Genomic DNA, 22,975 nt, shown 5'->3' on the forward strand with positions numbered 1-22,975 from the left:
TCCCGTCAATTCCACGGATGCCGCACCGGTTTGACGCCGTTCAGATAGTAGTTGCCAACCAGGTGATATTTCCAGCGCACCGGATCGTGCAGCGTATGCACGCGCGCGTTGCGCCAGTGGCGATCGAGGTTGTGCTCGGCGAGCGTCGACTGCGTGCCGGCAAGCTCGAACAGCTTTTCGCCCGCGAGCAGCGCGACTTCCGTGGTCAGCACCTTCGCCTCGCCGACCGCGACCGACGCGCGCGCGACGTCGTCTTCGGTCGTTTCAGGCTTTGCCGCGCTCGCGTCGAGCACGCGCGCCGCCCGTTCGAGCAGCGCTTCGGCCGCATGCAACTGAATATGCAGATGACCAATTTCGCGCACTGTCAACGGATCGTCGCTCGCGCGTTCGACCCCGCTGTCGATCCACGGCCGCGAGCGCGCGCGCACGAACGTGAGCGTGTCGGCGAGCGCGGCCTGGGCGATGCCCGCATCGATCGCGGCCTGGATGATCTGCGAGATCGGCCCGTTGAGCGTCGGAAAATCGGTCACGCGATGCGCGGGCAACACGTGCGATGCCGGCACGCGCACGTGGTCGAGCGTCACCGTGCCGCTGGCGGTCGTGCGTTGGCCGAAGCCCGACCAGTCGTCGATCACGCTCAGCCCCGACGTGCCCTTCGGAATATAGGCGAGCCAGCCCTTGCGCTCGGCGTCGAGTCCGAGCACCGGTACGAAGTCGGCGAACAGCGCGCCGGTCGAATAGAACTTCGTGCCGTGCACCACGTAGTTTTCGCCGTCGCGCGTCACGCTCGTCTTCAGATCCAGCACGTTCTTCGTGCCCTTCTCCGAAAAGCCGTTGCCGAAGCGTTTGCCGCCCAGCACCTGCGCGAAGAAATACTGCTTCTGGGCTTCGCTGCCGGTCAGCGCGACCACGTCGACGAGACCGAAGTGGTTTTGCGGCAACTGTCCGAGCGACGAATCCGCCGCTGCAATGATCCTGATCACCTCGGTCAGCGTGACGAAGGACACGCCCGCGCCGCCGTATGCCTTCGGCACGGTGATCGCCCATAGGCCCGACTGCGAGAACCATTCGATTTCCTCGTGCGGCAGACGGCGCTCCGCATCGCGCCCGGCGGCGCCTTTCGCGAGACGGGCCGCCAGTTCGTGGGCCACGGCGAGCGCTTCGGCGTCGTCGGCAATCACATGCGCCGCGGACCGGTTTGCATCGAACGTTTTCGAGGAAACCGCTTCGTCAACTTCTGCCATGGGAGTCTCCGTTTGCATGACCGTTCGCTCAATCTATCAGCGGCCATCACGCGCGCAAACTGAACGATTCCGCAATCGATATTCCTTGGCGAATGCAAAGGATTTGCGCGCAGCGCGTCCGCGGCCGTGGCCGCTCCCGCGCGGCTTACGCGTGCGAGTCCGCGCGCCGCCCGACACTGAACGTGAATGCCAGCGCGAGCACCAGCAGCACACCCTTGATGAAATCCTGCATGTAGTAAGGCGCGTTGAGCATCGTCAGCCCGTTGAGCAACACGCCGACGAACACCGCGCCCACCACCGTGCCGAACACGTTGGGCCGCTTCGCGCCCCATACCGCGTAACCCATCAGCGCCGCCGCCACCGCATCGAGCAGCAGCGAGTGACCGGCGCTGACATCGCCACGCCCGACCCGCGCGGCGATCAGCACGCCACCCAGCGACGCGATCGCGCCCGACGCCACGTAGGCCGCGATCCGGTAACGCGCGCTCGGCGCGCCCGCGAGTCGCGCGGCCGTCTCGTTGCCGCCGATCGCATAGATCACGCGCCCCCAGCGGGTCGTTTCCATCACGATGCACGCGAGCACGGTCAGCACCGCGAGCACCAGCACGGGCAACGGCACCACGTCGAACAGACGCAGGCGGCCGAGCGCCAGAAACGCGTCGGGGAACATCCCGCTCGCCTCGGAGCCGTCGGGCAAGATCGTGCCGGTGGCAAGAGAGCGACCGCCGGTCGGAATCAATTGCAACCCGGCGAGCAGGAACAGCGTGCCGAGCGTCGCCAGTTGATCCGGCACGCGCAGCCGCGTGATCAGGAGGCCGTTGAACAGGCCGGCCGCCACGCCGAGCACGAGACACGCGGCGACCGCTTCCAGCATCCCGCCATGCCAGACGATCAGCACGTAGCTCGCCGCCATCTGCGCCGACGCGGCCACGCTGCCGACCGAAAGATCGAAGCCGCCCGCGGCCAGCGTGATCGTCACGCCGATCCCGAGCAGCGCAACGATCGATACCGCCTGGAGGATGCTGAACAGGTTGTCGATGTTCAGGAACGCGGGTTCTTTCGTCGCGAACACGGCGATCAGGATCGCAAGCACCAGCAGGATGCCGGTGCGCTCCAGATGATCGCGCAAGCCACGCAAGCCACGTAGGCCGCGCAGCGCGGGACGCGCACGGCGGTTGCCGGCCGCATCGCGCACAACGGAAGGGGTGACGGATTTCATCGATCGGAAAGAGCACTCAGGTCGTGGGTGGGATGATGATCGAGCGTCGCGCGATCGAAGCGGACCACGCGATCGGCGATCTCGAAGGCCTCTTCGAGATCGCTGACGAACACGATCGTCGCGCGCCGTGGCGCATGGCGCCGCAACGTATCGGCGATGTCGGCGCGCGCGCCCGCGTCGACGCCCTGAAACGGTTCGTCGAGCAACAGCAGCCGCGCGGGTTCGACGTGCCAGCGGGCCAGCACGACCTTCTGCTGATTGCCGCCCGATAACCGCGTCAGGCGATCGTCGGGGCCGGTGCAGCGAATCTCGAAACTGGCGATCGCCTGCGTGGCGACTTCGCGTTCCGTCGCCCGTTTCACCGTGCCGCGTCGGAACCAGCGCGACAGGAACGGAAAGCTGAGCGTGCCCGCGATCGACGCGAACGGCACGCTGTCGGGAAACAGCGAGGACCGCCAACGGTCTTCGCCGGCGAGGAACACGCCCGCGCGAATCGCCGCGGCTGGCGAACGGGGACGCCACGGCTGTCCGTCGAGCAGCATGCGGCCGCCGCTCGCGCGCGTCGCACCGAAGATCGCGCTCGCGAGCCGCGACTTGCCGCCGCCGACCGGACCCGCGATCGCGACGATCTCGCCGCGTCGCACGTCGAGGTCGAACGGCACGCTGTGCGGCGTCAACTGGAAATCGCGCAGGCTGAACGACGGTTCGAGCGGCAGCGTGCCGGCCGTCCGCCGATTGCGCGCATCCGGCAACGGGCGCCCGATCATCGTTTCGACGGCGGCGTCGAAATCGATCGGCGGATGAAGGTCGGCAACCAGGCGTCCATCGCGCACCACCGCGATCCGGTCTGCAATGCGCCGCAAATCGCCGATGCGATGCGAGACCAGCAGAATCGCGACGCCCTCCTCCCGCAACGGTTCGAGCTGCGCGAACAGCCGCTCGGCTTCGGCGGCGGACAGGCTCGCGGTGGGTTCGTCGAGAATCAGCAGCCTGGGGCGCGAGGCGAGCGCCCGGGCCAGCGTCACGCGTTGCTGATTCGCGAGCGACAGCGAACTCAGCGGCGCCGCGAGGTCGACCCGCAGACCGACGCGTTCCGCGAGCGGTCGGGCCGCCGCGCGCCGCGCGGCAGGCGGCACGCGCCACGGCGAACCCGGATCGCACAGGCGCTCGAGCAGCAGGTTGTCGGCGATCGACAGCGCGGGCACGACCGCATCGGCGATCGACTGGTGCACCGTCGCGACGCCGAGTTGCTTCGCGGCCTGCGCGGACGCGGGGCGGTACGGTTTGCCGTCGAGCGTCAACGCGCCGCTGTCGGGTGAATAAATGCCGCTCAAGATCTTCACGAGCGTCGACTTGCCCGCTCCGTTCGCGCCCATCAACGCGACGACCTCGCCCGGATGAATCGACAGATCGAGGTTCGACAGCGCGAGCGTCGCGCCGAAGCGTTTCGTCACGGCCGTGGCGCTTAACAGCGGTGCGCGCGAAGCGCTGCCTGCCGGCTGCGCCGCGACGCCGGCAATCCGTTGGTGCGTTGCGTTTTCCGTGGCGCTCTCCTGAACGATGCGATCGACTAGCCTGTAATCACAGCAGCCTTCAATCGAACCATGCTAGCGGCGATTCGAGCGCGGCAGAAACGATCATTTGTGATTTGAATATGGCGCCGGGCTTAGTCTCCGCCGACATATCGATACCAGAATTGATTGATGGTCCAGGATCGCCGGGCGATCGACAAAGGAAAGATTCACCAGACGCAGATGATTGCCGCTATTGCGGACGCCGTGCTTTGGTTGTGAGCTTTTATTGGTTCGCTTGCGCCTGTGCATTGATTACATTGACCGGTCACAACGATACGGTTTCAAGGACCATTCAATGACAGTCTCCCGGGGTGCATTCGTTCAGAAGCCGCGCCGTCTGCTGGCCGGACTGGCCGCTTCTCTCGCGTCTGCCGCGGTCGCTATAGCCGCTATCACCGGTATTGCCGCCCTCACGCCTCTTGCAGCGCAAGCTGCGCCGCCGGCCGAACTCAAACTCGACTATGCGTACTATTCGCCCGAGAGCCTCGTCATCAAGCGCAATGGCTGGCTCGAACAGGAACTCGCGCCCGATCATACGCAAGTCAAATGGGTGTTGAGTCTCGGCAGCAATCGCGCGCTCGAATATCTGAACAGCGGCGCCATCGACATCGGTTCGACCGCGGGCCTCGCCGCGGTGCTCGCCAAGGCGAACGGCAATCCGATTCGCGCCGTGTATATCTTTTCGCGGCCCGAATGGACGGCGCTCGTCGTGCGCAAGGATTCATCGATCACGACGCTTGCCGATCTGAAAGGCAAAAAGATCGCCGCAACCAAGGGCACCGATCCCTTCCTCTTCACGTTGCGTGCGCTGCACACTGCGGGCCTGTCGCGCGACGATGTCGAGATCGTCAACCTGCAACACCCGGACGGACGCGTCGCGCTGGCGAACGGTCAGGTGGACGCATGGGCGGGTCTCGATCCGCATATGGCGGCCGCGCAGATCGACGACGGCGCCCGCCTGCTTTACCGCAACGTGGACTTCAACACGTGGGGGTTTCTGAATGCGCGGCAAGACTTTATCGCCGCGCATCCGGATACGCTGGCTCACGTGCTGAAGGCATACGAGAAAGCACGCCTGTGGATCGCCGCCCATCCGGACGAAGCGGCAAAAATCGTCGCGGAGGATTCGAAGCTGTCGCTGCCGGTTGCGAGACTGCAACTGAGCCGCAACGATTTCAGTCAACCTCAGCCCGGCGAACGGCAACTGGCTGCGCTGAAAGCCGCCGCGCCGCTCCTCGTGCGCGAGCAATTGGTCAAACCCGGCACCGATCTGAATGCCGTGATCGATGCGTTGATCGACGTAAAGGCAGCACAGCCGGTCATCGCGACGAGCAGCGGCAAGTAACGATACATGAGCCGCACAGTCCGTCAGATCAGCATAGCCGCCGACGATTCGCTCGCGCTCCCCAACCGCGGCTCAGCCGAACCCGTTCGCCGCGCGCTCGCGCGCCCGCGCGACCCGCTCAGGCATTGGCGCATCGCCGGCCTCGCCTTGCCATTCGGCTTCCTTGCCGTTGTCGAAGTGCTGGTTCGCCTGTCGGTCCTGCCGGAGCATCTGGTGCCGGCGCCGAGCGCTATCGCGCAGACACTGTGGGAGCTCGGCGGCGTCCGCCTCGGTCGTCATATCGGGGCAAGCTGCGTTCGCGTCCTGGCAGGCTTCGGCCTCGGCGCCGCACTCGCGTTGCTGCTCGGCGCGGCGATGGGTTTGAGCCGACGTCTCGACGCGTTGCTCGATCCGGCGTTTCAGGCACTGCGCGCGATTCCGTCGCTGGCGTGGGTGCCCATTCTCCTGCTGTGGATGGGTATCGACGAGGCGCCGAAAATCACGCTGATCGCGATCGGCGCGTTTTTTCCGGTGCAATTGAGCGTCGTGGCGGGGATTCGCGACGTCGACAGAAAACTGATCGAACTCGGTGAAGTCAATCGATTGGATCAGCGTGCGCTTTTCACACGCATCCTGTTGCCCGCCTCGCTCCCCCAGATCTTCACCGGACTGCGCACGGGCTTGAGTCTTGCCTGGATGTTCATGGTGGCGGCGGAACTGATCGCGGCCACCCGCGGACTCGGCTATCTGCTCAGCGATGGGCGCGAGACCGGGCGCCCCGACCTCGTGTTCGGCGCGATCCTGCTGCTCGCGTTGCTGGGCAAGCTCAGCGACAGTGTTCTTAAGGCGATCGAGGCGCATACGCTGTCGTGGCGCGACACGGCAACCGATCAACGTTCTTCGCGGAGCGCGCGCTGATGCAGCCGAACGCACCAACTCTGCTCGAAGTCCGCGCAGTCAGCAAGGGCTACGACGGACGCACCGTGCTCGAACGCGTGACGTTCGCAATCGGACGCGGCGAAATCGTGAGCCTCGTGGGGCCGAGCGGCTGCGGCAAGAGCACCCTGCTGCGCGCGATTGCGGGTCTCGACCGCGACTTCGATGGCGAAATCCTGCTCGACGGCGTGCCGCAACGCGGACCATCGGCGCGGGTTGGCGTGATTTTCCAGGAGCCTCGCCTGTTGCCATGGCTGAACGTCGGCCACAATGTCGCGTTTTCCACCCGGCCGCAACGAGGCACCGATCCGCGCGTGGCGGAACTGCTCGGCGAGGTAGGTCTCGCCGGTCTCGAGAAGACGTTGCCCAAGCAGCTCTCCGGCGGCATGGCGCAGCGCGTCGCACTGGCACGCGGCCTGTTCCCACGGCCCGATCTGCTGCTGCTCGACGAACCGTTCAGCGCCGTCGATGCGATCACCCGGACACGGCTGCAGGATCTATTGTTATCGCTCACGCGGGCGCACGGCACCGCGGCGCTGCTCGTCACGCACGATCTCGACGAAGCGCTGTATTTGTCGGATCGCGTGCTGTTGCTCGCGCCATCCGGCAGGAACGGCGCGGGCTGTCTCGCGCGAGACGTCGGGATTGCCGCGCCCCGGCCGCGCGACCGGCGCGACGCATCGCTAGCCCGCGTGCGAGACGAATTGCTGAGCGGTATCGGCGCGGCGCTGCCCGCTGCTTGAGCCGCCAGTCATCGCTGCGCGAAGGTCAAGACCTGCTACCCGGTATCGCAGGAAGACTCCAACGTGATGAACTGCGCCGACGTCCAAACCTTGCTGTCATCCGCTGCCACCGCCCGCAAGCCAAACGAGGCCGGCCCACGTCGAATCACTGTTCGGATCGCGAATCGGGCATGCCGGTCTGTCCACCCTCACTCCAACCACACGCCTTCGAAGCGATGACTGCCGAGCGGCGAAAACGCGAGCCCCTTGACACGCTTCGACACCGGCAGAGAGACGATGGAATGCGCGATCGGCGTATACGGCACCTGCTGCTCGAAGATGACCTGCGCCTGCTGATAGAGCGCCGTCCGCTCGTCGACGTTCGCCGCCGCGCGCGCCTTGTCGATCAACGCGTTGAACGCCGGATCGCACCATTTCGACACGTTGCTGCCGTGTACCGCATCGCACCCGAGCAAGGTGCCAAGCCAGTTGTCGGGGTCGCCGTTGTCGCCCGACCAGCCGTACAGCATTGCGTCGTGTTCGCCGCCCTGCTTCGCGCGGCGGTTATATTCGCCCCACTCGTAGCTCACGATCTTCGCGCGCACGCCGATCTTCGCCCAGTCCTGCTGGATCAGTTGCGCCATCAATTGCGCATTGGGATTGTATGGACGCTGCACCGGCATCGCCCACAGCGAAATCTCGAAACCGTTGGGAAAGCCCGCCTGCGCAAGCAGCGCCTTGGCTTTTGCGGGATCGTACGGCGCGTCCTTCAACTGCTTGTTGTACGACCATTGGGCAGGCGGCATCGGATTCGACGCAATGGTCGCATTGCCCGAAAAAACCGACTGAATGATCGCGGGTTTGTCGATGGCCATATCGAGTGCGCGGCGCACTTCCACATGGTTGAGCGGCGCATGTTGCGTGTTATAGGCGACGAAGCCCACATTGAAGCCGACGCCCGAAACGGCGGTAAGCGCGGCGTTTCGCTTCAGAACCTCCAGATCGGCGGGACGTGGAAATACCGACACCTGGCATTCGCCGCTCGCGAGCTTCTGGATACGTACCGCCGGATCAGGCGTGATCGCAAAGATCAGATGCGCGAGCTTGACGTCGTCCGGACGCCAGTAGCCGGGATTGGCGTCGTAGCGGATCAGCGCGTCCTTCTGGTACGAGCGGAATACGAAGGGGCCCGTTCCCACCGGCAATTGATTGATGTCCGCCTCGCGATGCGCCGCGCTCGACTTCTCCGCATATTCGGCTGACAGAATCGACGCGAAGCTCATCGCAAGATTGCGCACGAAGATCACGTCCGGCTCCTTGAGCCGGAAGCGCACCGTGAGAGCATCGACCTTCTCGATGCTCTCGATGTTCCTGTCGAAGCCCAGATCGCTGAAATACGGAAAACTGGCCGGGTAGGCCTTGCGGAACGGATCGTCGGCATGCAGCATGCGGTTGAACGTAAACAGCACGTCGTCGGCGTTGAAGTCGCGGGTCGGGCGAAACCATGCGGTCGTATGGAACTTCACGCCGCCGCGCAGATGAAACGTGTACGTGCGCTGATCCGCGGAAATGTCCCAACTCGTCGCCAGGGCGGGTTCGAGATCGAGCGTGCCGCGCCGGAACTGCACCAGTTCGTTATAGACCGTATTGGTGCTCGCGTCGAAATCGGTGCTGGTCGTGTGCTGGCCCGGATCGAACCCGGCGGGGCTGCCTTCGGAGCAGAACACGAGCGTGCCTGTCGGCGCCGCGTGGACGGGCGCGCCGTTCATCAGCAGCGCGCCGACCAGCACCACCGGGACGACGAGACGCGAGACACGCAACATGGCGCGCCGCAACGGCGCGCCGGAAAGAATGGAACGGAAGGTCATTGGCGTTGAGTCAGAATGTTGGCAGGCCCGGCGGGTTGCTTTCGGAACGGTTCAGCGCCTCGGCCTGAATCCCCCAGCGCGCGAGCGAGCGCGCGTAAGTCCCGTTGGCGATCACACCGTTGGTCGCGAGTGTCAGCCCGTCGACGAGTCCGCTGCCCTTGCGTGTTGCAATCGCAACGTCCGCTCTCGCGGGCCAGCCCGCATTCACGGTTCCCACCTGGCGAATCGCGCCGCTTCGCGCGGCGTCGTACGCAAGCGGCGCATTGGGATTGAACTCGACGTCCGCTCGACCGGAAAGCAGCGCAACGCGGCTCGCCGCGTCGTCGTCGAAATACTGAAGCTCGACGGGCTTGAGACCTTTCGCGACGTTCTGCCGGTTCCATTCGAGGATGATCTTTTCCTGAATCGTCCCCGAGCCGGTGATCACGCGCAGGCCCGCAATGTCTTTCGGCTCCGCGATGCCGCGTATCGGGCTGGCGGTTCGCACATAGAAACCGTGCAAGCCCTGACGGTACGTGGTGAAGTCGAACTTCTCCTTGCGCTGCTCCGTTACACCGACGTTCGAGATGACCGCGTCGTATTTCCCCGACGTCAAACCCAATGGCCAGTCGACCCATGCAATCGGCACGATGTCGAGCTTGAGCCCCAGCGCATCGGCGATCAGTTGCGCGTAGTCCGCATCCGACCCGACGACGGTTCGCGCATCCGTCGCATAGGTCGCGGTGGGCGGGCCGTGCGGCGAGATGGCGACCGTAAAGAACCCTTCCCTCACAAACCGGTAGCGATTCGCGAGCGCCGCAATCGCCTGCTCGTTTTTGCCGGTACGTAAACGTCCCGGTTGTTGCGGACTGAGGTCGATGCCGGTCGGCGCGGCCTGAGCGCCGCCGATCGCCGCCAGCCCCGCCGCGATGCCCGTCATAACGAATGTTCGCCTGTTGATCATCTGTCGCGAAGAAGGAATGGTCAGAGCACACGCGACAAAAATTCGCGCGTGCGGGAATGTTGCGGTTCGTTCAGCACGCTTGCCGGCGGACCGACTTCGATCACCCGCCCGCGATCCATGAACACGATGGTGTCGGCCACCTCCCGCGCAAAGCCGATCTCATGCGTGACGATCACCATCGTGGTCCCGGAGCGCGCCAGTTCCTCGATGACGTCGAGCACTTCGTTCACCAGTTCGGGATCGATAGCGGATGTCGGCTCGTCGAACAGCAGCACCCTTGGCCTCAACGCCAATGCGCGAGCAATCGCGACCCGTTGCTGCTGGCCACCCGACAATTGCCGCGGCCACGCGTGCGCCTTATCCGCCAGCCCGACGCGCGCAAGCAGACCCTGGGCGAGCCGCTCCGCGTCCTTGCGCGGCAGGCGGCCAAGCGCGACAGGCGCCTCGACGAGGTTGTCCAGCACGCTCAGATGCGGGAAGAGATTGAAGTTCTGAAAAACCATGCCGACGTCCCCCCGACGCCGCAGCACGTCCCTCTCCTTCAGTTCGTGGAGCGTCATGCCTTCACGGCGGTATCCGATCAGTTCGCCGTCGATATCGATAAAACCGTCGTCGACGCGTTCGAGATGATTGATCGTGCGCAGCAACGTCGACTTGCCGGAGCCCGATTGACCGAGGATCACCGTCACGCTGCCGGGACGCATGGTGAGCGAAACGTTGTCGAGCACTTTCAGTGCACCGAAGCTCTTGGAGACGTTGTGGATGACGATCTCGCCGCCTGCGCGCTGATCGATCCAAGGATTCGCATCGCCGGCGATCTTCGAATCAATCGGCGCGACGGCAGGCCGCGACTCGCCGGACAACGCGGTTTCGCGCCGGCGCGGCCGCCGACGCAAAACAAACCCTGCAAGCGCCTTGATTAAATCGTCGAATGGGGACGACGTTGTGCCGCGCGTGGCCCCGCGCGAGAAATAGCGTTCGACATACACCTGAATCGCCGAGAGCACCGTGAGGATGATCAGATACCACACGGTCGCCACCATCAGCAGCGGGATGACTTCGAGATTGCGCCGATAGATGATCTGCACCGTGTAAAACAGTTCGGGCATGGCCAGCACATAGACCATTGCCGATCCCTTCGTCAGTGAGATGAGATCGTTGAACGCGGTCGGTACGATGGCCCGCATGGCCTGCGGCAGCACGATGCGTCTCGCCTGGCGAAGCCGCGGCAACCCCAGCGCCGCAGCCGCTTCTAGCTGCCCCTGATCGACGGACAGAATCCCGCCGCGAATCACTTCCGCCGAAAAAGCGGCGTGATTGAGCGTCAGGCCGAGAACGGCCGCGCAGAAAGGACTGATGACCTCGATGGTCGGCCAATGTGCGAACGCGATGCCGGTAAAGGGAATACCGAAGCTGATGGTCTCGTACAGATAGCCGAGGTTGTTCAGAATAAGCAGCAGCACGATGAGCGGAATCGAGCGGAACAACCACACGAAGACCCACGCGCTGCCTGCCAGAAGCGAAGAACGCGAGACTCTTGCCAGCGCGATGAGCATGCCGAGCGCGAAGCCGATCGACGCACCCAGCGCCGTGAGCAGCAGTGTTCGCCCAAGTCCCGAGAGCACCGGTTCGGACAGAAACCATTCGGCAAAAACGCCCCAGCCCCAGCGCGGATTACCCAGCACGGAGTCGAGCACGAGCGCGATCAGGATCGCCGCGACGGCCGCGCCGGCAGTGCGCGCGCGATGCTTCGCGGGCACGACGTGATATCGGTTGCGGTCCCGTTGCAATTCTCCTTGCACGGAACCCGGCGCCTGTACGGCGACTTTAGCGGCTTCGTTCATCGTTCGTACCGTGTTCGTTCTGGTGCCCGTCTGGTGCCCGTTCGTGTCTGTTTATGCAGTCTCGGTCAGCGCGTAGCGGCTTTCCTTGCGCGGCAAGCCAAGATGGTCGCGCAGCGTCGCGCCCGTGAGCGTCGTTTCGTAACGGCCGCGCCGCTGCAGTTCGGGAATCACGTAACGGACGAAATCGTCGAGGCCCTGCGCCTGCACCGCGAAGCCGAGAATGAATCCGTCCGCGGCGCCTGCTTCTATCCAGCGAATGAGCTCATCGGCCACGTGTTCGGCCGTTCCCAGGAAATGCGTCTTCGGCGTCGCCACTTCGAGCGCGACTTCGCGCAAGGTTTGCCCCTGGTTGCGCGCATTGGCCTTGATGCGGTCGGTCGTCGAGCGGAAGCTGTTTCTGCCGATATCGCCGAGTTCGGGGAACGGGGCATCGAGCGGGTACTGCGTAAAGTCGTGATGGTCGAAAAAGCGGCCCAGATAGGCGAGCGCTTCATCGATATTGAGCAGATCGCGAATCGCCCGGTACTTCGCTTCGGCTTCTTCATGCGTCGCGCCGACGATCGGGCCGATGCCGGGGAAGATCTTCACGTGGTCGCGGCTGCGCCCCTGCGCCGCGGCGCTGTCCTTGACGCGCTGCGCGAAGAGCCGCGTCTCCTCGACCGAGACCGAATGCGTGAACACCGCATCGGCATACTTGCCCGCCAAGGCGATGCCCGCATCCGACGAGCCGGCCTGGAAGATCACCGGCTGCCCTTGCGGTGAACGCTGGATATTGAGCGGCCCCGCTACCTGAAAAAATTTTCCCTTATGATTCAGCGCGTGCAACTTGTCGCGATCGAAAAACACGCCGCGCTCGCGATCACGCACGAATGCATCGTCATCCCAACTGTCCCACAGCCCTTGTGTCACGCTCAGGTATTCGTCCGCGATTTCATAGCGCAACGCGTGTTCCGGATGCGATCCGCCGTAGTTCCTGGCGGTGCCTTCGAGCGGCGTCGTGACGACGTTCCAGCCGGCGCGGCCGCCGCTGATCAGATCGAGCGAGGCGAACTGCCGTGCGACCGTGAACGGATCGCTATACGACGTTGAAACCGTACCCGCGAGACCGATCTTCGACGTGACCGTGGCGAGTGCCGACAGGATCGAAACAGGCTCGAAGCGGTTCAGGAAGTGCGGGATCGATTTCTCGTTGATGTAGAGACCGTCCGCGACGAATGCGAACGCAATGCCGTTAGCTTCGGCTTTCTGCGCCGTCCCGATCATGAAATCCAGGTTGACGCTGGCATCCGCGGGACCGGCGGGATGCTTCCACGCGTTCATGTGGCTGCCGGCGCCTTGCAGCATGATGCCGAATGGGATGTGCTTGCTCATGATGTCGTTCGCCACACAGAAGAAAAAGATCGAAGCGGGTGATGCGTTCGCGCTCGCAAGAGGATCGCCCCGCGCGTCACGACTTCGGCAAACCCGGCGGATTGGTCGCCGCCTTCCCGATCGCCTCGGACTCGAGATGCCAGCGCGCGAGCACCGAACGATACTGTCCGTTCTGGATGAGATCGTTCAGCGCGATGGTGAGCGGATCGGCGAGACCGCTGCCCTTGCGCGACGTCACCGCGACCTCCGCCGTGCGCGGCCAGCCGCCGCTCAACGTGCCGACCTGGCGAGTCTTGCCTTGCCTCGCCGCATCGTAGGCAAGCACCGCGTTGACGCTGAAAATCGCGTCCGCCCGTCCCGACTGCAGCGCGACGGACTTCACCGCATCGTCGTCGTAGTACTGCACGGAAACCGGCTTGAGTCCGTGCGCGACGTTCTGCCGGTCCCACTCCAGCAGGATCGTTTCCTGATTGGTCCCGGCGTCGGTGATGATCCGCAGACCGGCAACGTCCTTCGGCTCCGCGATTTGCCTGATCGGACTGTCGGTTTTCACATAGAAGCCGATCTGATCCTGCCGGTAGGTCGAGAAGTCGAACTTCGCCTTGCGCTCTTCCGTCACCGTGACGTTGGAAATCACCACGTCGACCTTGCCCGACACAAGGGCCAGCGGCCAGTCCGGCCACGAGAGAATCACGACGTCGAGATGCTTGCCGAGACTGTCCGCAATCAGTTGCGCGAGGTCCGGGTCGAATCCGACTACCGTCCTCGCGTCGCTCGCGTAGGTGCTGATCGGCGGATGACCAACGACGATGCCCACCGTCAACGCATTCTTCGCGACGAAGCCGAAGTTCGAAGGTATGGCCTTGATGGCGGCCGGGTCTTGCGTGCCGCGAATCCGGTTCTGTTGCGCCGGGCTCAGATCGAAGCCCGGCGCGGCGGCGAGGGCTGGAGCGATGCCGGCCGTCATGCCGGCCATGCTCGCCAATAGAAGCGTTGCAAGATGCGCGCGCAATCTCATCGTCATTTTCTCTAGGGGAATTGCAGGTCGGTTTATCGGGTTGCGAGGTGGACTTCTTTCGCGCGAAGATCGTCGAGGGTATCGATGCGGCCCGGAGCGAGCAGATCCTTGCCGTAGCGCAAATGAACATGCACCTCGGGCGGCAAGGACATGTCGAACAGGCTGGCGTAGCCGGTATTCGTGTACAACGCCCACGCTTCGGGCTGCCGGAAGCCGGTGGTCAGATAAACGCGGGTGTAACCCTGAGCGAGCGCACGTTGTTCGAGCTCTTGCACGACGCGGCGCGCGAGACCCTGGCGGCGCACATCGTCGCGCGTCCAGACACGCTTGAGTTCCGCGGTGCGCGCGTCGTAGCGCTTGAACGCGCCACCGCCGATCGCCGCGCCGTCCCGCAGCAGCAGAATGAATGCACCCTCCGGCGGCGCAAACGCCTCGGCCGGATAACGCGCGATTTCCTGCGCGGCCGACTCGCCGTTGTCCTTGTGAAACGACGCGTAGCGCGTGGCGTACTCGCGCTGTAAAGCGCTCAGCAAAGGCGCGGCGAGCGGATCGAGCGGAGTGGTATCGACAACGCTAAGGCTCATGACGATCGACCGGACGTGCCGGCTTGTCTTCGGGAGCTCACACGATAGCGCGCCGTCGTTCGACGGCTAAACAAGCAATTGGTATATGAATATGGTGCCGCTGCGGCGAATGTTTTTTGATGTCCGTTCGATTGCCCGCGCAGCGCTTTCGGTTATCGGCGCATCGTATCCGTCAATAGAACATCATCGCCGCGCGGGCGCCGCGGAGAACGACGCGTCGTCCTCGGCAAGATGAAACAGACAATCGCCTCGTCGGACCATCGCGGGCACGCGCTTGCAGACCACTTCTCCGTCGCTGTCGAAATGGCGAATCACAGGCTCGCGCCATGGCGTATCGGGGAAATGGATTCGCGCAGCGGGTTGCCCATGACTCACTCGTTCGCCGAGTTCGACAAGCGGCTCGTAAACGCCGCTGTCGTAGGCATAAACGTAGTGCCGCGCACCGGCGACGCGTCTGAAACGCGTACTCGCAGGCGGCGATTCCGGCACGAGCGGTCCATGCAGCAGACCCACATGGCCGAGGAAATGCAGCAGCCCCTGGCGCGCCTCGCGAATCAGCGTGGGGTCGACCGTTCCCGCACCGCCCAGTTCGGTCGTGATCGATACCGCGCCTCGACGGCGCGCCGCTGCCGCCGCATGCACAGAATTCTCGCGATGAATGAATGCGTTCGGCAAGCCGAATGCATTCAGTAAATCGATCAGCCGCGCTTTCTCGGCTTCGTCGCGCGGCTCGATCGCGAGCAGGTTGCCGCCGTGATAGAGCAGTGAACTTCCGCCCGAATGGAGATCGATCAGATAGTCGGCACGCGCGAGCAGTTCGTGCTCGATGTAATGCGCGATGATTTGCGTGGGAGAACCTCGCGGGTCGCCGGGAAACGCGCGGTTGAGGTTGCCGTCGTCTATCGGGGAGGTCCGTAGACCCTGTTCCACCGCGGGCGCATTGGCTGCCGGCAACACGATGATTTGACCTGTTACATGCGCGGGATCGATTTCGCGCGTGAGTTGCGCGGCGAGAATCTGCCCTTCGAATTCGTCGCCATGATTGCCGGCCATCACGAGCACGACAGGCCCGCTTCCATTTCGGATCGAAACAACCGGTATGGGCAGCCAGCCGTATGCGGAACGATGCACCGAGTGCGGGAGACGGAGATAACCGGTGTGCCGGCCCGGCACGTCGAAATCGATTTCGCTGACGATCGGATTCAGGTGCATATGAAACCTCCTATGGCAGTGCGGGCAACTCGAGGTTGGAGCGAAAGTCGCCACCTGGGTAATCCGCGTCGAGCAGATCGCGCTTACGCAGTTCCGGCAACAGGCCGTTCAGAAGCAGATCTTCCTGGTCCCGTTGCCCGAGTCCGTGCAGCGAAACGACGTCCACGAGGCCGGCGCGGTAACGTTCCTCTATGGCATCCGCGAGGCGCTCCGGTGTGCCGGCCACGAACCAGTGTCCCGTTTCCTGTGCCTCTATGATCAGTTCTCGCAGCGTCATGCCTTGCAGCGCATATCGGCGGAAGATCTCCACGCGGCCGCGCCGGCGATTGACGTTCCCCACATCTGGAAGTACCTCGGCCGGCAGCGGCCGATCGAGAGAAAAATCGCTCAGATCGAGTCCACCTCCGAGCATGTCGGAGAGTTTCAGGCGCCCCTGGTGGAAGTCGATGCGCTCATGCTTCTCGCGCAAGCGCCGTGCGACGTCCGCATCCGATTCACCGATCACCGAGTGAAACGAGTTCATGATCAACGGTCCGCCGTCCACGCGTCCCAGTTCGATTGCCTCGCGACGCAATGCGGTGACGAACGCCTCCGCGTCGGTCAGCGTGGGTTGCGATGTATAGACGACCTCGGCATAACGCGCGCCGAGCGTGACGCCCTGCTTCGACTGGCCGGCCTGAAACAGCACAGGACGGCGCTGCGGCGGTGACGGAACATTGAGCGGCCCTTGCACCTGGAAATGCTGGCCGCGATAGTCGATACGCTTTAGCTTGCGAGGATCGACGGCAACTGCGCCGCTCGCGGTGCGCCGCGCCGCCGTCGTATCGTTGGCATCGAACAGCGCGTTCACGACCTCGATGAATTCGGCGGCGCGCGCATAACGCCTTGCGGGATCGGGTAATCCGGAATCGCCGAAGTTCTCTTCGCCGACAGAAGACGTCACCGCATTCCACGCGGCACGCCCGCCACTCAGATGATCCAATGTACCGATCATGCGCGCGATGTTGTAGGGATGATGGTACGTGGTCGAGACGGTCGCGACCAGCCCGATGTCCGAGGTCACCTGACTCAAACCCGCCAGCGCCACGATCGGCTCCTGACTGCCCGTTCCACCCGATAATCCTTCGGCATCGGCCTGGAGAAGATCGGCGGTGAAGAGGCCCGTGATCTTCGCGGCCTCTGCCTTGCGAGCCAGATCGGCCGCACGTTTCGCGCCGCGCCGCCGCTCGGCGTCTTCGTTCGCGAACAACACGCTGCCCGCGCCGACGAGCGTCTTCAGTTTTCTCCGTTTCGCAGCGCACATCAGCCGCACCTCACTGCGTGACAAGGCATCGTCCCGTTGCCTGCGCCGCTCATTGTTTCGCACTGTCCGCGAACAAGCGAGTTCATTCGATCATGCATGCGATTGTCTTCCAAAGCCGATGAGAGTGACCCGCGTTATCAGGCGCGGCTTTCGAGTGTATCGATGTTGGCTTCACCAAACATCGGTCGGCGTGGCCACATTGAACCAATCTTTTTGCCTTTACTTATTCTTCTTGATTGTTTGACCGTGCCGTTCACGGAGAAATACCATCGCCATACTAATCAGATCGGCTCACCAGGCCGCGCGAGCCCGACCCATGTCGTACTTCCAGAACTTCCAATGACCGCCTACGCTTTGAGCCTGCTGGACAAGAGCCCTATCGCACGAGGCGAGACAGCGACCCAGGCACTGACGCGCACGATCGACCTCGCGCGCCATGCGGAGGCGTGGGGATACCGGCGCTATTGGCTGGCCGAGCATCACAACACGAGTCAACTCGCCTGCCCTTCGCCTGAAATCCTGATCGCTCATATCCTTGCACGCACAAATCGCATACGTGTCGGTTCGGGCGGCGTGATGCTGCAGCATTACAGTCCGTACAAGGTCGCGGAGAATTTCAATCTGCTGGCCTCGCTCGCTCCCGGCCGCGTCGATCTCGGCATCGGCAAGGCGCCCGGCGGGTTGCCGCTCTCGACGCGCGCGCTGCAATCCGCGCACGACCCGGCGCACAAACCGGATTTCGCGGCGCTCGCATTCGAGCTGAACGGCCATCTCGTCGATCACCCCGCCGGGAATCCTGAACACAGTGCCGTGGACGGCGAAGAGCAGTTCGGTTCCGTTCTGCGAGCCACGCCGCTGCCGCCGTCGCCTGCGCGCCCTTTCCTGCTCGGAGCGAGCATCGAAAGCGCGGCGCTCGCGGCCCGGCTTGGCTGGGACTTCGTGTACGCGGCGCACATCAACGGCGCACCGGACGAGATCGAGCGCGCTTTCGGGCGCTATCGCGCGGCATCGAACGGACGCAAGCCATTGCTGGCCATCTCCGTCATCGCAGCGCAAAGCGCTGACGAAGCAGCGCGGCTCGCATCGGACACACGGCGCTTTCGCGTGCAAGTCGGCGATCAACAGCCGGTAACGGTGGGCAGCATCGCCCAGGCCGAAGAGTTCGTTCGCCAGGCAGGCGGCGGCCCCCATCGCATCGACGAACGCGAGACGCACATCGTGCATGGCACGCCCGACGCCGTCCATGACACGCTCGGCGAACTGCAAGACCGCTATGGCGTGGAGGAATTCATCGTCGACAACCCGGTGACGGACGCCACGCAACGTATCGCCTCGGTGCGTTTGCTGGCGCGCGGACTCCTGCACGGCGAAACGCCGCACGCCGCCGAAGCGGCGCGCGGCTGAAACGATTCATCGATTGAAAGGGGTCCACTTTTAGGTTGACGAAAGACGGGGTAGAAACATCGAAATCGGGTTTGCTACGGATTGCTCCGCGCATTTGAAATTCGGCGAAAGCTGCAATTGCATTTCCCCGGCGGCGGTATTTCAACCTGTATGTGAGTGCGGAGCAGCCGAGGACACGTGCCGTATAAGGCGGAATTTCCCCGCCGCATACTCGCAAAAGATGGCCGACTCGATACCAGTGTCCGGCCGGCTGTATCCGTAGTCGCGCCACGAGGCGTCCGACGGGCGCCGATAACGGCGACGTCTGTACGAATGGTGCGCATGGCGATCTCTCCTGTCGAGGCTGTGTGCGGGAGCTACGGGTTAGTTGACCGCCGGGAAGTCGAGCGTCGTGTCGTTCACGCGATTCACGAGATTCGTGAACGTAATCGACGCGATGGCGAGGTTGATTTCGATGATCTGGCGGTCGGTGTAACCCGCCGCGCGCACCGCATCGACGACCGCTTCGGGCACCGTGCCGCGCGTACCGACCAGCGTATGCACATACGTCACCAGCGCGTCCCGCTTCGCGTCGCCCGTTGCAACGCCGGCACGCACCTGCTTCATGTCATCGCCCGACAGCCCGGCAAGCTTGCCCATCAACGTATGCGCGGCGACACAGTAGTCACAGCCCACGTGTTCGCTGACGGCCAGCTTGATCACTTCGATGTCCGCCTTGCCAAGCGTGCTGGCAGCCACCGCTGCGTCGAACGCGAGCGCGGCGCCGAGCGCTTCGGGGCTGTGCGTGCCGACGGTCGCGTAAGCATTGGGTACCTTGCCGACGGCCTTCTTGATCTTCGCGAACACTTCAGCGGCCGCGCCGGTTGCTTCTTCAGGGCGAATGGTGGTCAGACGGGACATGATCGACTCCTTCCTTCAGGGTTGAGGGCTGAACTGCTTAGCCATGTCGTATGGCATGGGAGTCAGTGTAGGGATGTGCGGCGAGTTCTTTAATGCCATACTTCCGCAACTTCATGCTCAAACGTCTCATATGGAACTGCTGGACCGACTGCTCTCGTTGATGCCGGTCACCGGACGGCTGGATGTGCGGTGCCACTTCGGCTCGCCGTGGCGCATCGACCATCCCGAGTCGAACGAGTGGGAATTCCCCTATCACGTGCTGTTGCGCGGCAAGGCTGTCGTCGAAAGCGACACAGGAGGGAACAGCGAACCGGCGCTTCGCATGAAAGCCGGCGATATCGTGCTGTTTCCCTCCGGCAGCGCTCACAGCTTGCACGACGGCAGCGGCAAGCCCCCCCGGGCGGCACGCGAGCGGCACAAGGACGGATTGACCATTGCCACGAACGGCAACGCACGCGGAGGCGCCGATGTGTTGTGCGGGCGCTTCGTGCTGCCGGCCGTGCCGCAGCAACTGCTGCGCGATCATCTGCCGGGACGTTTGCTGGTGAGCAGCGTGAGCGAGGGCGACGGACAGGCGCGCGACGCCGCGTTTGCAGCAACCCGGCTTGCCCGACTCATTGAATTGATGCGCGAGGAAGCGTTCGAGCAACGCCCGGGCAGCGCGACGGTCGTGAATCAGCTTTCGGGCGCGCTGTTTGCGCTGACCCTGCGCTGCGCCTCCGATACCGATCAAGCGCCGCGCGGCCTGCTTGCGCTTGCGCAGCGTCAGCGCCTGCAACCGGCTCTCGCCGCCATGTTCGACGAACCCGGGAAGCCGTGGACTTTGCCGAAGCTGGCTGAACTCTGTCACATGTCGCGCGCCACGTTCGCACGCCACTTCGAAGAAGCCATCAACCGCTCGGCGAGCGACGTGCTCACCGAAATTCGCATGGCGCTGGCTGGGCGCAAACTGGCGCAAACGGGGATGTCTGTCGCCGAGATTGGCGAAGCGGTGGGATATCAATCGGAAGCCGCGTTTCAGCGGGTGTTCAAACGGCAGGTAGGCATGACGCCAGCGAAGTGGCGCGCCCGTTCCTCGAAAACCGGGGCATCCGACGATGGTTTCGTTTGAGGAGCCGCCATTGCGATGGGCGAAGGCGCCTCAGCCCGCCGTGTCGCCCGCGGCATCGAAAGTAGTCGTGTCTTCTTTTTGTTCGGTACACTTATTAGACTATTAGATGTTCTCAGGAGGAAAATGTGCCGCACGAGGAGGCGCCATCGTTGCACTCGGAACAGGACTTTGCCTCGCGCAAGATAGTCCCGGCGGAGCCTCGGCCGCAGGCATCCTCCGAGGGCAGCGTGCCATTGGACGGCGGCTGCGCAGACCTGCTTGACCTATCGCGTCAGCAGCGCAACCTGCTACTCCTGCGCCCCATCTTCCAACTCGAGCGCTACAAGACGATGCTTGGTGACGAAGGCGGGACGGACAGGACACTGTTCGACGGCATCGACACCCACTACCTTGCGTTGTCCGCCCTTGACCTGATGATGGAAGCGACGACAGTCTCCAGCGGTAGCACCTCGATCGAGGTTGTGATTCACCTAGGGTACGTCGCCGGTCGCATGAAGCCTGGCCTCACGTCGTCTCAAGCGCGCCGCATCGCGGAAGTGGTCCTCGATACGCTCGACAACAAGGCCAACAACCATAGGGAGTTCACAGCGGAGTTCTTCGACGCATCTACAGGCACGACCAGGTCGGCCCGATACAGACTGGTCCGCTTCGAACCAGATGCTGACGACGTCTACCGCTACCGTCCCACCGCCGAAGGCTACCTCGTCTACCTGGGGATGCTCGACCTCGCGCCGGAGGACTCGCAAGAACTGATGGAGAAGATGCTCGACCTGCTCGTGCGCCGCGGCCGGTTCGAAGCAGCGGTCGAGATTGCCCGGCGAGCCCGGAAGTACTCCATCGAGTACCGCCAGCTGATTCGTGACCGGCTTTATCAAGCCTATCGAGCGCCAGGCAGCGTCAACTGGAGCCGCGACATGGCCGGGCGGCTCGACGAGGCGCGGACGCATGTTCGTCAGCGCCAGGCAGAAGACGCCCGAATGGAGGAAGCCGTTGGCGAGGCCCTGCTTGGCGCCGATGAGCCGAGGACGCGCGAGAGCCTCGTACAGCTGAAGGAGACGATTCGTAGCGCCAGCCTCATCCGACTACAGCTTGTCACTGATATCAACGTAGCGCCCGAGCGTTTCATCGAGGCGCAGCGCGCGGTCTTCCGTGCACGCAAGCCCACCGGTCTCCCAGACCTTGAGCCGCAACTCCTTCCCCAGCTCGTCAACCTTCCGACCCGAGTACTTTCGGCAGAGGCGGACGTCTTCATCAGTGCGCTATACCCGCCGGTGTGGCCGAGGGTGTACGACCTGAACGCGGTGTTCGCCCTGCTATTAGAGCGGCGTGGGGAAGATGCGGAGGTCGAGACCGACCCAGGCTCGATTGAGAAGCTCGAACCCCTGCCCGACCAGTTTTCGAAGGAACTCGTACAGCGCGCCAACGACTGGCTGGCCGGCAAGTTCTCCACCGGCCAACGGCTGCGCATCGACCAGTTGCTGGATGCCGCCGAGGACGAAGGCCTGGACCGGACGATGCGGCGGTGCCTCGTTCTCATCCTGTTCCGCTCGTTCGCTCGGTCTGACAGCGAGTTCCGGAACGTGAGCGCCGAACTCACGGGAGACACCTTCCATCTCGACATCGCTCAGGGCAGCGCGCTCGATTTCGTTCCCCAAGGAGAGTCAGAATGAATGCAGAACCTACCGTGCGCAACGCCGCGCGACTGACCTACAAGGCGCTGCACACGACGTTGTCACCCATCAATGACTCGGAGTACCGCGAACTGCTTGCCCTGTGCAGGGCCGACCCGGCATTCAGACGATACGTCGAGGATGTCGCGGCCGGCATGGAACTGCAGATTCTCGACTTGAGCGAGCAGCGAGGGCTCATCGTAGTTCCGGCCTCCAAGGACAGCCGCTTCGCAGTGCGTCTCACGGATATCCGCAGCGGCATGACTCCGGACCAGAAGGCCGCGCTCGTACTTGCGCACATCGCCATCTCCGCGGTCTTCTTCCCAACGACCGATGGGCTGGACGACGACAACTACTCCCCGCCTCCGGCGTCGGTGGCCACCTGCCGCGACACGCTCTACGCACTGGCGTGGCGTCTGAAGGAGACATCTGACATCCCGCCGGACGTGCCACCTGAGCTCGCTCCTGGCTGGGAGGCGATTTCAGCACTGCCAGTAGCCATCCCGTCCGGTCAGCGAGCGTCGCACGCCTCGGTCGTCGGCGTCGTCAAGATTGCGCTGAACCAGATGGCGCAGAGCGGCCTTGTTCGGCTTGACCGCGACGCGGAAGACGAGACGGCTGCGACCTACACGCCCACCTTCCGGCTGCGTGTGCAGCTGCGAGAACTCGCGTTGCGGCGGCTCTACGAGATGGCGCAGCTGGCTACGACCGAGCGCAAGGCAGCGTGA

Annotated in this window: 19 protein-coding genes; 7 read left to right on the top strand and 12 right to left on the bottom strand. The window is 63.8% G+C overall.

The genetic code is table 11. From position 1 onward, the window contains the following. Positions 1-5: 5 nt before the first annotated feature. The 3 genes from ACOCG7_RS22175 to ACOCG7_RS22185 form a co-directional block, all read right to left on the bottom strand. Entirely contained in the window at positions 6-1,244 is a 1,239-nt protein-coding gene (locus ACOCG7_RS22175; protein ID WP_083083827.1) for an SfnB family sulfur acquisition oxidoreductase, read from the bottom strand. Positions 1,245-1,389: 145 nt separating this feature from the next. After that, positions 1,390-2,463 (bottom strand): ABC transporter permease, encoded by a 1,074-nt coding sequence (locus tag ACOCG7_RS22180; protein ID WP_083083828.1) that lies wholly within the window; start codon positions 2,461-2,463, stop codon positions 1,390-1,392. Then, complete coding sequence (locus ACOCG7_RS22185; protein ID WP_143326612.1) at positions 2,460-3,983, bottom strand: sugar ABC transporter ATP-binding protein; 1,524 nt, start codon at positions 3,981-3,983, stop codon at positions 2,460-2,462. Before ACOCG7_RS22185 ends, ACOCG7_RS22180 begins: the two co-directional genes overlap by 4 nt. Before the next feature lie 349 nt (positions 3,984-4,332). Between ACOCG7_RS22185 and ACOCG7_RS22190 the strand changes: the two genes are divergently transcribed. The 3 genes from ACOCG7_RS22190 to ACOCG7_RS22200 are packed head-to-tail and all read left to right on the top strand — an operon-like array spanning position 4,333 to position 7,040. Next, positions 4,333-5,382 carry an aliphatic sulfonate ABC transporter substrate-binding protein gene (locus ACOCG7_RS22190; RefSeq protein ID WP_083083830.1) on the top strand — a complete coding sequence of 350 codons (1,050 nt, stop codon included), beginning with the start codon at positions 4,333-4,335 and terminating at the stop codon, positions 5,380-5,382. A 6-nt stretch (positions 5,383-5,388) separates the two neighbouring features. Further along, positions 5,389-6,279: an ABC transporter permease gene (locus tag ACOCG7_RS22195; RefSeq protein ID WP_073428020.1), complete on the top strand. Its 891-nt coding sequence runs from the start codon at positions 5,389-5,391 to the stop codon at positions 6,277-6,279. Then, on the top strand, positions 6,279-7,040 hold the full coding sequence (locus tag ACOCG7_RS22200) for an ABC transporter ATP-binding protein (RefSeq protein ID WP_083084302.1): 762 nt from the start codon (positions 6,279-6,281) through the stop codon (positions 7,038-7,040). Before ACOCG7_RS22195 ends, ACOCG7_RS22200 begins: the two co-directional genes overlap by 1 nt. 188 nt (positions 7,041-7,228) lie before the next feature. Here the strand turns inward: ACOCG7_RS22200 and ACOCG7_RS22205 are convergent, their stop codons facing one another. The 8 genes from ACOCG7_RS22205 to ACOCG7_RS22240 all read right to left on the bottom strand — a co-directional run bounded on the left by ACOCG7_RS22205 (position 7,229) and on the right by ACOCG7_RS22240 (position 17,186). Then, a complete protein-coding gene (locus ACOCG7_RS22205) occupies positions 7,229-8,788 on the bottom strand; it encodes an ABC transporter substrate-binding protein (protein ID WP_421380526.1) in 1,560 nt (519 codons plus the stop codon). Between the two features lie 109 nt (positions 8,789-8,897). After that, a complete protein-coding gene (locus ACOCG7_RS22210) occupies positions 8,898-9,830 on the bottom strand; it encodes an ABC transporter substrate-binding protein (RefSeq protein WP_083083831.1) in 933 nt (310 codons plus the stop codon). Between the two features lie 20 nt (positions 9,831-9,850). Further along, a complete protein-coding gene (locus ACOCG7_RS22215; RefSeq protein WP_083083832.1) occupies positions 9,851-11,674 on the bottom strand; it encodes an amino acid ABC transporter permease/ATP-binding protein in 1,824 nt (607 codons plus the stop codon). Positions 11,675-11,725: 51 nt separating this feature from the next. After that, positions 11,726-13,045 (bottom strand): LLM class flavin-dependent oxidoreductase, encoded by a 1,320-nt coding sequence (locus ACOCG7_RS22220; RefSeq protein ID WP_421379993.1) that lies wholly within the window; start codon positions 13,043-13,045, stop codon positions 11,726-11,728. A gap of 76 nt (positions 13,046-13,121) precedes the next feature. Then, entirely contained in the window at positions 13,122-14,063 is a 942-nt protein-coding gene (locus ACOCG7_RS22225) for an ABC transporter substrate-binding protein (protein ID WP_083084308.1), read from the bottom strand. Between the two features lie 32 nt (positions 14,064-14,095). Beyond that, positions 14,096-14,647, bottom strand: a complete 552-nt coding sequence (locus ACOCG7_RS22230) for a GNAT family N-acetyltransferase (protein ID WP_083083833.1) — start codon at positions 14,645-14,647, stop codon at positions 14,096-14,098. 183 nt (positions 14,648-14,830) lie between these two features. Further along, the gene (locus ACOCG7_RS22235) at positions 14,831-15,859 is read right to left on the bottom strand and encodes a succinylglutamate desuccinylase/aspartoacylase family protein (protein ID WP_083083834.1); all 1,029 of its coding nucleotides are present in this window, start codon (positions 15,857-15,859) and stop codon (positions 14,831-14,833) included. Between the two features lie 10 nt (positions 15,860-15,869). Next, positions 15,870-17,186, bottom strand: coding sequence for an NtaA/DmoA family FMN-dependent monooxygenase (locus ACOCG7_RS22240; RefSeq protein WP_421379998.1), 1,317 nt, complete (start codon positions 17,184-17,186; stop codon positions 15,870-15,872). A gap of 315 nt (positions 17,187-17,501) precedes the next feature. On the opposite strand from ACOCG7_RS22240, the gene ACOCG7_RS22245 reads away from it, so the two are divergent. Then, a complete protein-coding gene (locus tag ACOCG7_RS22245; protein WP_083083836.1) occupies positions 17,502-18,566 on the top strand; it encodes an LLM class flavin-dependent oxidoreductase in 1,065 nt (354 codons plus the stop codon). A gap of 363 nt (positions 18,567-18,929) precedes the next feature. On the opposite strand, the gene ACOCG7_RS22250 is transcribed toward ACOCG7_RS22245, so the two are convergent. Beyond that, entirely contained in the window at positions 18,930-19,466 is a 537-nt protein-coding gene (locus ACOCG7_RS22250; RefSeq protein WP_083083837.1) for a carboxymuconolactone decarboxylase family protein, read from the bottom strand. Between the two features lie 130 nt (positions 19,467-19,596). Here ACOCG7_RS22250 and ACOCG7_RS22255 point away from each other — a divergent pair, with 130 nt between their 5' ends. The 3 genes from ACOCG7_RS22255 to ACOCG7_RS22265 all read left to right on the top strand — a co-directional run bounded on the left by ACOCG7_RS22255 (position 19,597) and on the right by ACOCG7_RS22265 (position 22,975). Further along, positions 19,597-20,577, top strand: a complete 981-nt coding sequence (locus ACOCG7_RS22255) for an AraC family transcriptional regulator (RefSeq protein ID WP_227470750.1) — start codon at positions 19,597-19,599, stop codon at positions 20,575-20,577. Positions 20,578-20,702: 125 nt separating this feature from the next. Then, positions 20,703-22,247: a hypothetical protein gene (locus ACOCG7_RS22260; protein WP_227470752.1), complete on the top strand. Its 1,545-nt coding sequence runs from the start codon at positions 20,703-20,705 to the stop codon at positions 22,245-22,247. Further along, the gene (locus ACOCG7_RS22265) at positions 22,244-22,975 is read left to right on the top strand and encodes a hypothetical protein (RefSeq protein ID WP_083083839.1); all 732 of its coding nucleotides are present in this window, start codon (positions 22,244-22,246) and stop codon (positions 22,973-22,975) included. The genes ACOCG7_RS22260 and ACOCG7_RS22265 overlap by 4 nt, the downstream gene beginning before the upstream one ends.

Source organism: Paraburkholderia sp. DD10 (genome assembly GCF_049177125.1).
Taxonomy (GTDB): domain Bacteria; phylum Pseudomonadota; class Gammaproteobacteria; order Burkholderiales; family Burkholderiaceae; genus Paraburkholderia; species Paraburkholderia terricola.

Coding starts and splice junctions, on each gene's coding strand:
- ACOCG7_RS22175 (WP_083083827.1), bottom strand. CDS start 1,244: ATGGCAGAAGTTGACGAAGCGGTTTCCTCGAAAACGTTCGATGCAAAC.
- ACOCG7_RS22180 (WP_083083828.1), bottom strand. CDS start 2,463: ATGAAATCCGTCACCCCTTCCGTTGTGCGCGATGCGGCCGGCAACCGC.
- ACOCG7_RS22190 (WP_083083830.1), top strand. CDS start 4,333: ATGACAGTCTCCCGGGGTGCATTCGTTCAGAAGCCGCGCCGTCTGCTG.
- ACOCG7_RS22195 (WP_073428020.1), top strand. CDS start 5,389: ATGAGCCGCACAGTCCGTCAGATCAGCATAGCCGCCGACGATTCGCTC.
- ACOCG7_RS22200 (WP_083084302.1), top strand. CDS start 6,279: ATGCAGCCGAACGCACCAACTCTGCTCGAAGTCCGCGCAGTCAGCAAG.
- ACOCG7_RS22205 (WP_421380526.1), bottom strand. CDS start 8,788: ATGAACGGCGCGCCCGTCCACGCGGCGCCGACAGGCACGCTCGTGTTC.
- ACOCG7_RS22210 (WP_083083831.1), bottom strand. CDS start 9,830: ATGATCAACAGGCGAACATTCGTTATGACGGGCATCGCGGCGGGGCTG.
- ACOCG7_RS22215 (WP_083083832.1), bottom strand. CDS start 11,674: ATGAACGAAGCCGCTAAAGTCGCCGTACAGGCGCCGGGTTCCGTGCAA.
- ACOCG7_RS22220 (WP_421379993.1), bottom strand. CDS start 13,045: ATGAGCAAGCACATCCCATTCGGCATCATGCTGCAAGGCGCCGGCAGC.
- ACOCG7_RS22225 (WP_083084308.1), bottom strand. CDS start 14,063: ATGAGATTGCGCGCGCATCTTGCAACGCTTCTATTGGCGAGCATGGCC.
- ACOCG7_RS22230 (WP_083083833.1), bottom strand. CDS start 14,647: ATGAGCCTTAGCGTTGTCGATACCACTCCGCTCGATCCGCTCGCCGCG.
- ACOCG7_RS22235 (WP_083083834.1), bottom strand. CDS start 15,859: ATGCACCTGAATCCGATCGTCAGCGAAATCGATTTCGACGTGCCGGGC.
- ACOCG7_RS22245 (WP_083083836.1), top strand. CDS start 17,502: ATGACCGCCTACGCTTTGAGCCTGCTGGACAAGAGCCCTATCGCACGA.
- ACOCG7_RS22250 (WP_083083837.1), bottom strand. CDS start 19,466: ATGTCCCGTCTGACCACCATTCGCCCTGAAGAAGCAACCGGCGCGGCC.
- ACOCG7_RS22255 (WP_227470750.1), top strand. CDS start 19,597: ATGGAACTGCTGGACCGACTGCTCTCGTTGATGCCGGTCACCGGACGG.
- ACOCG7_RS22265 (WP_083083839.1), top strand. CDS start 22,244: ATGAATGCAGAACCTACCGTGCGCAACGCCGCGCGACTGACCTACAAG.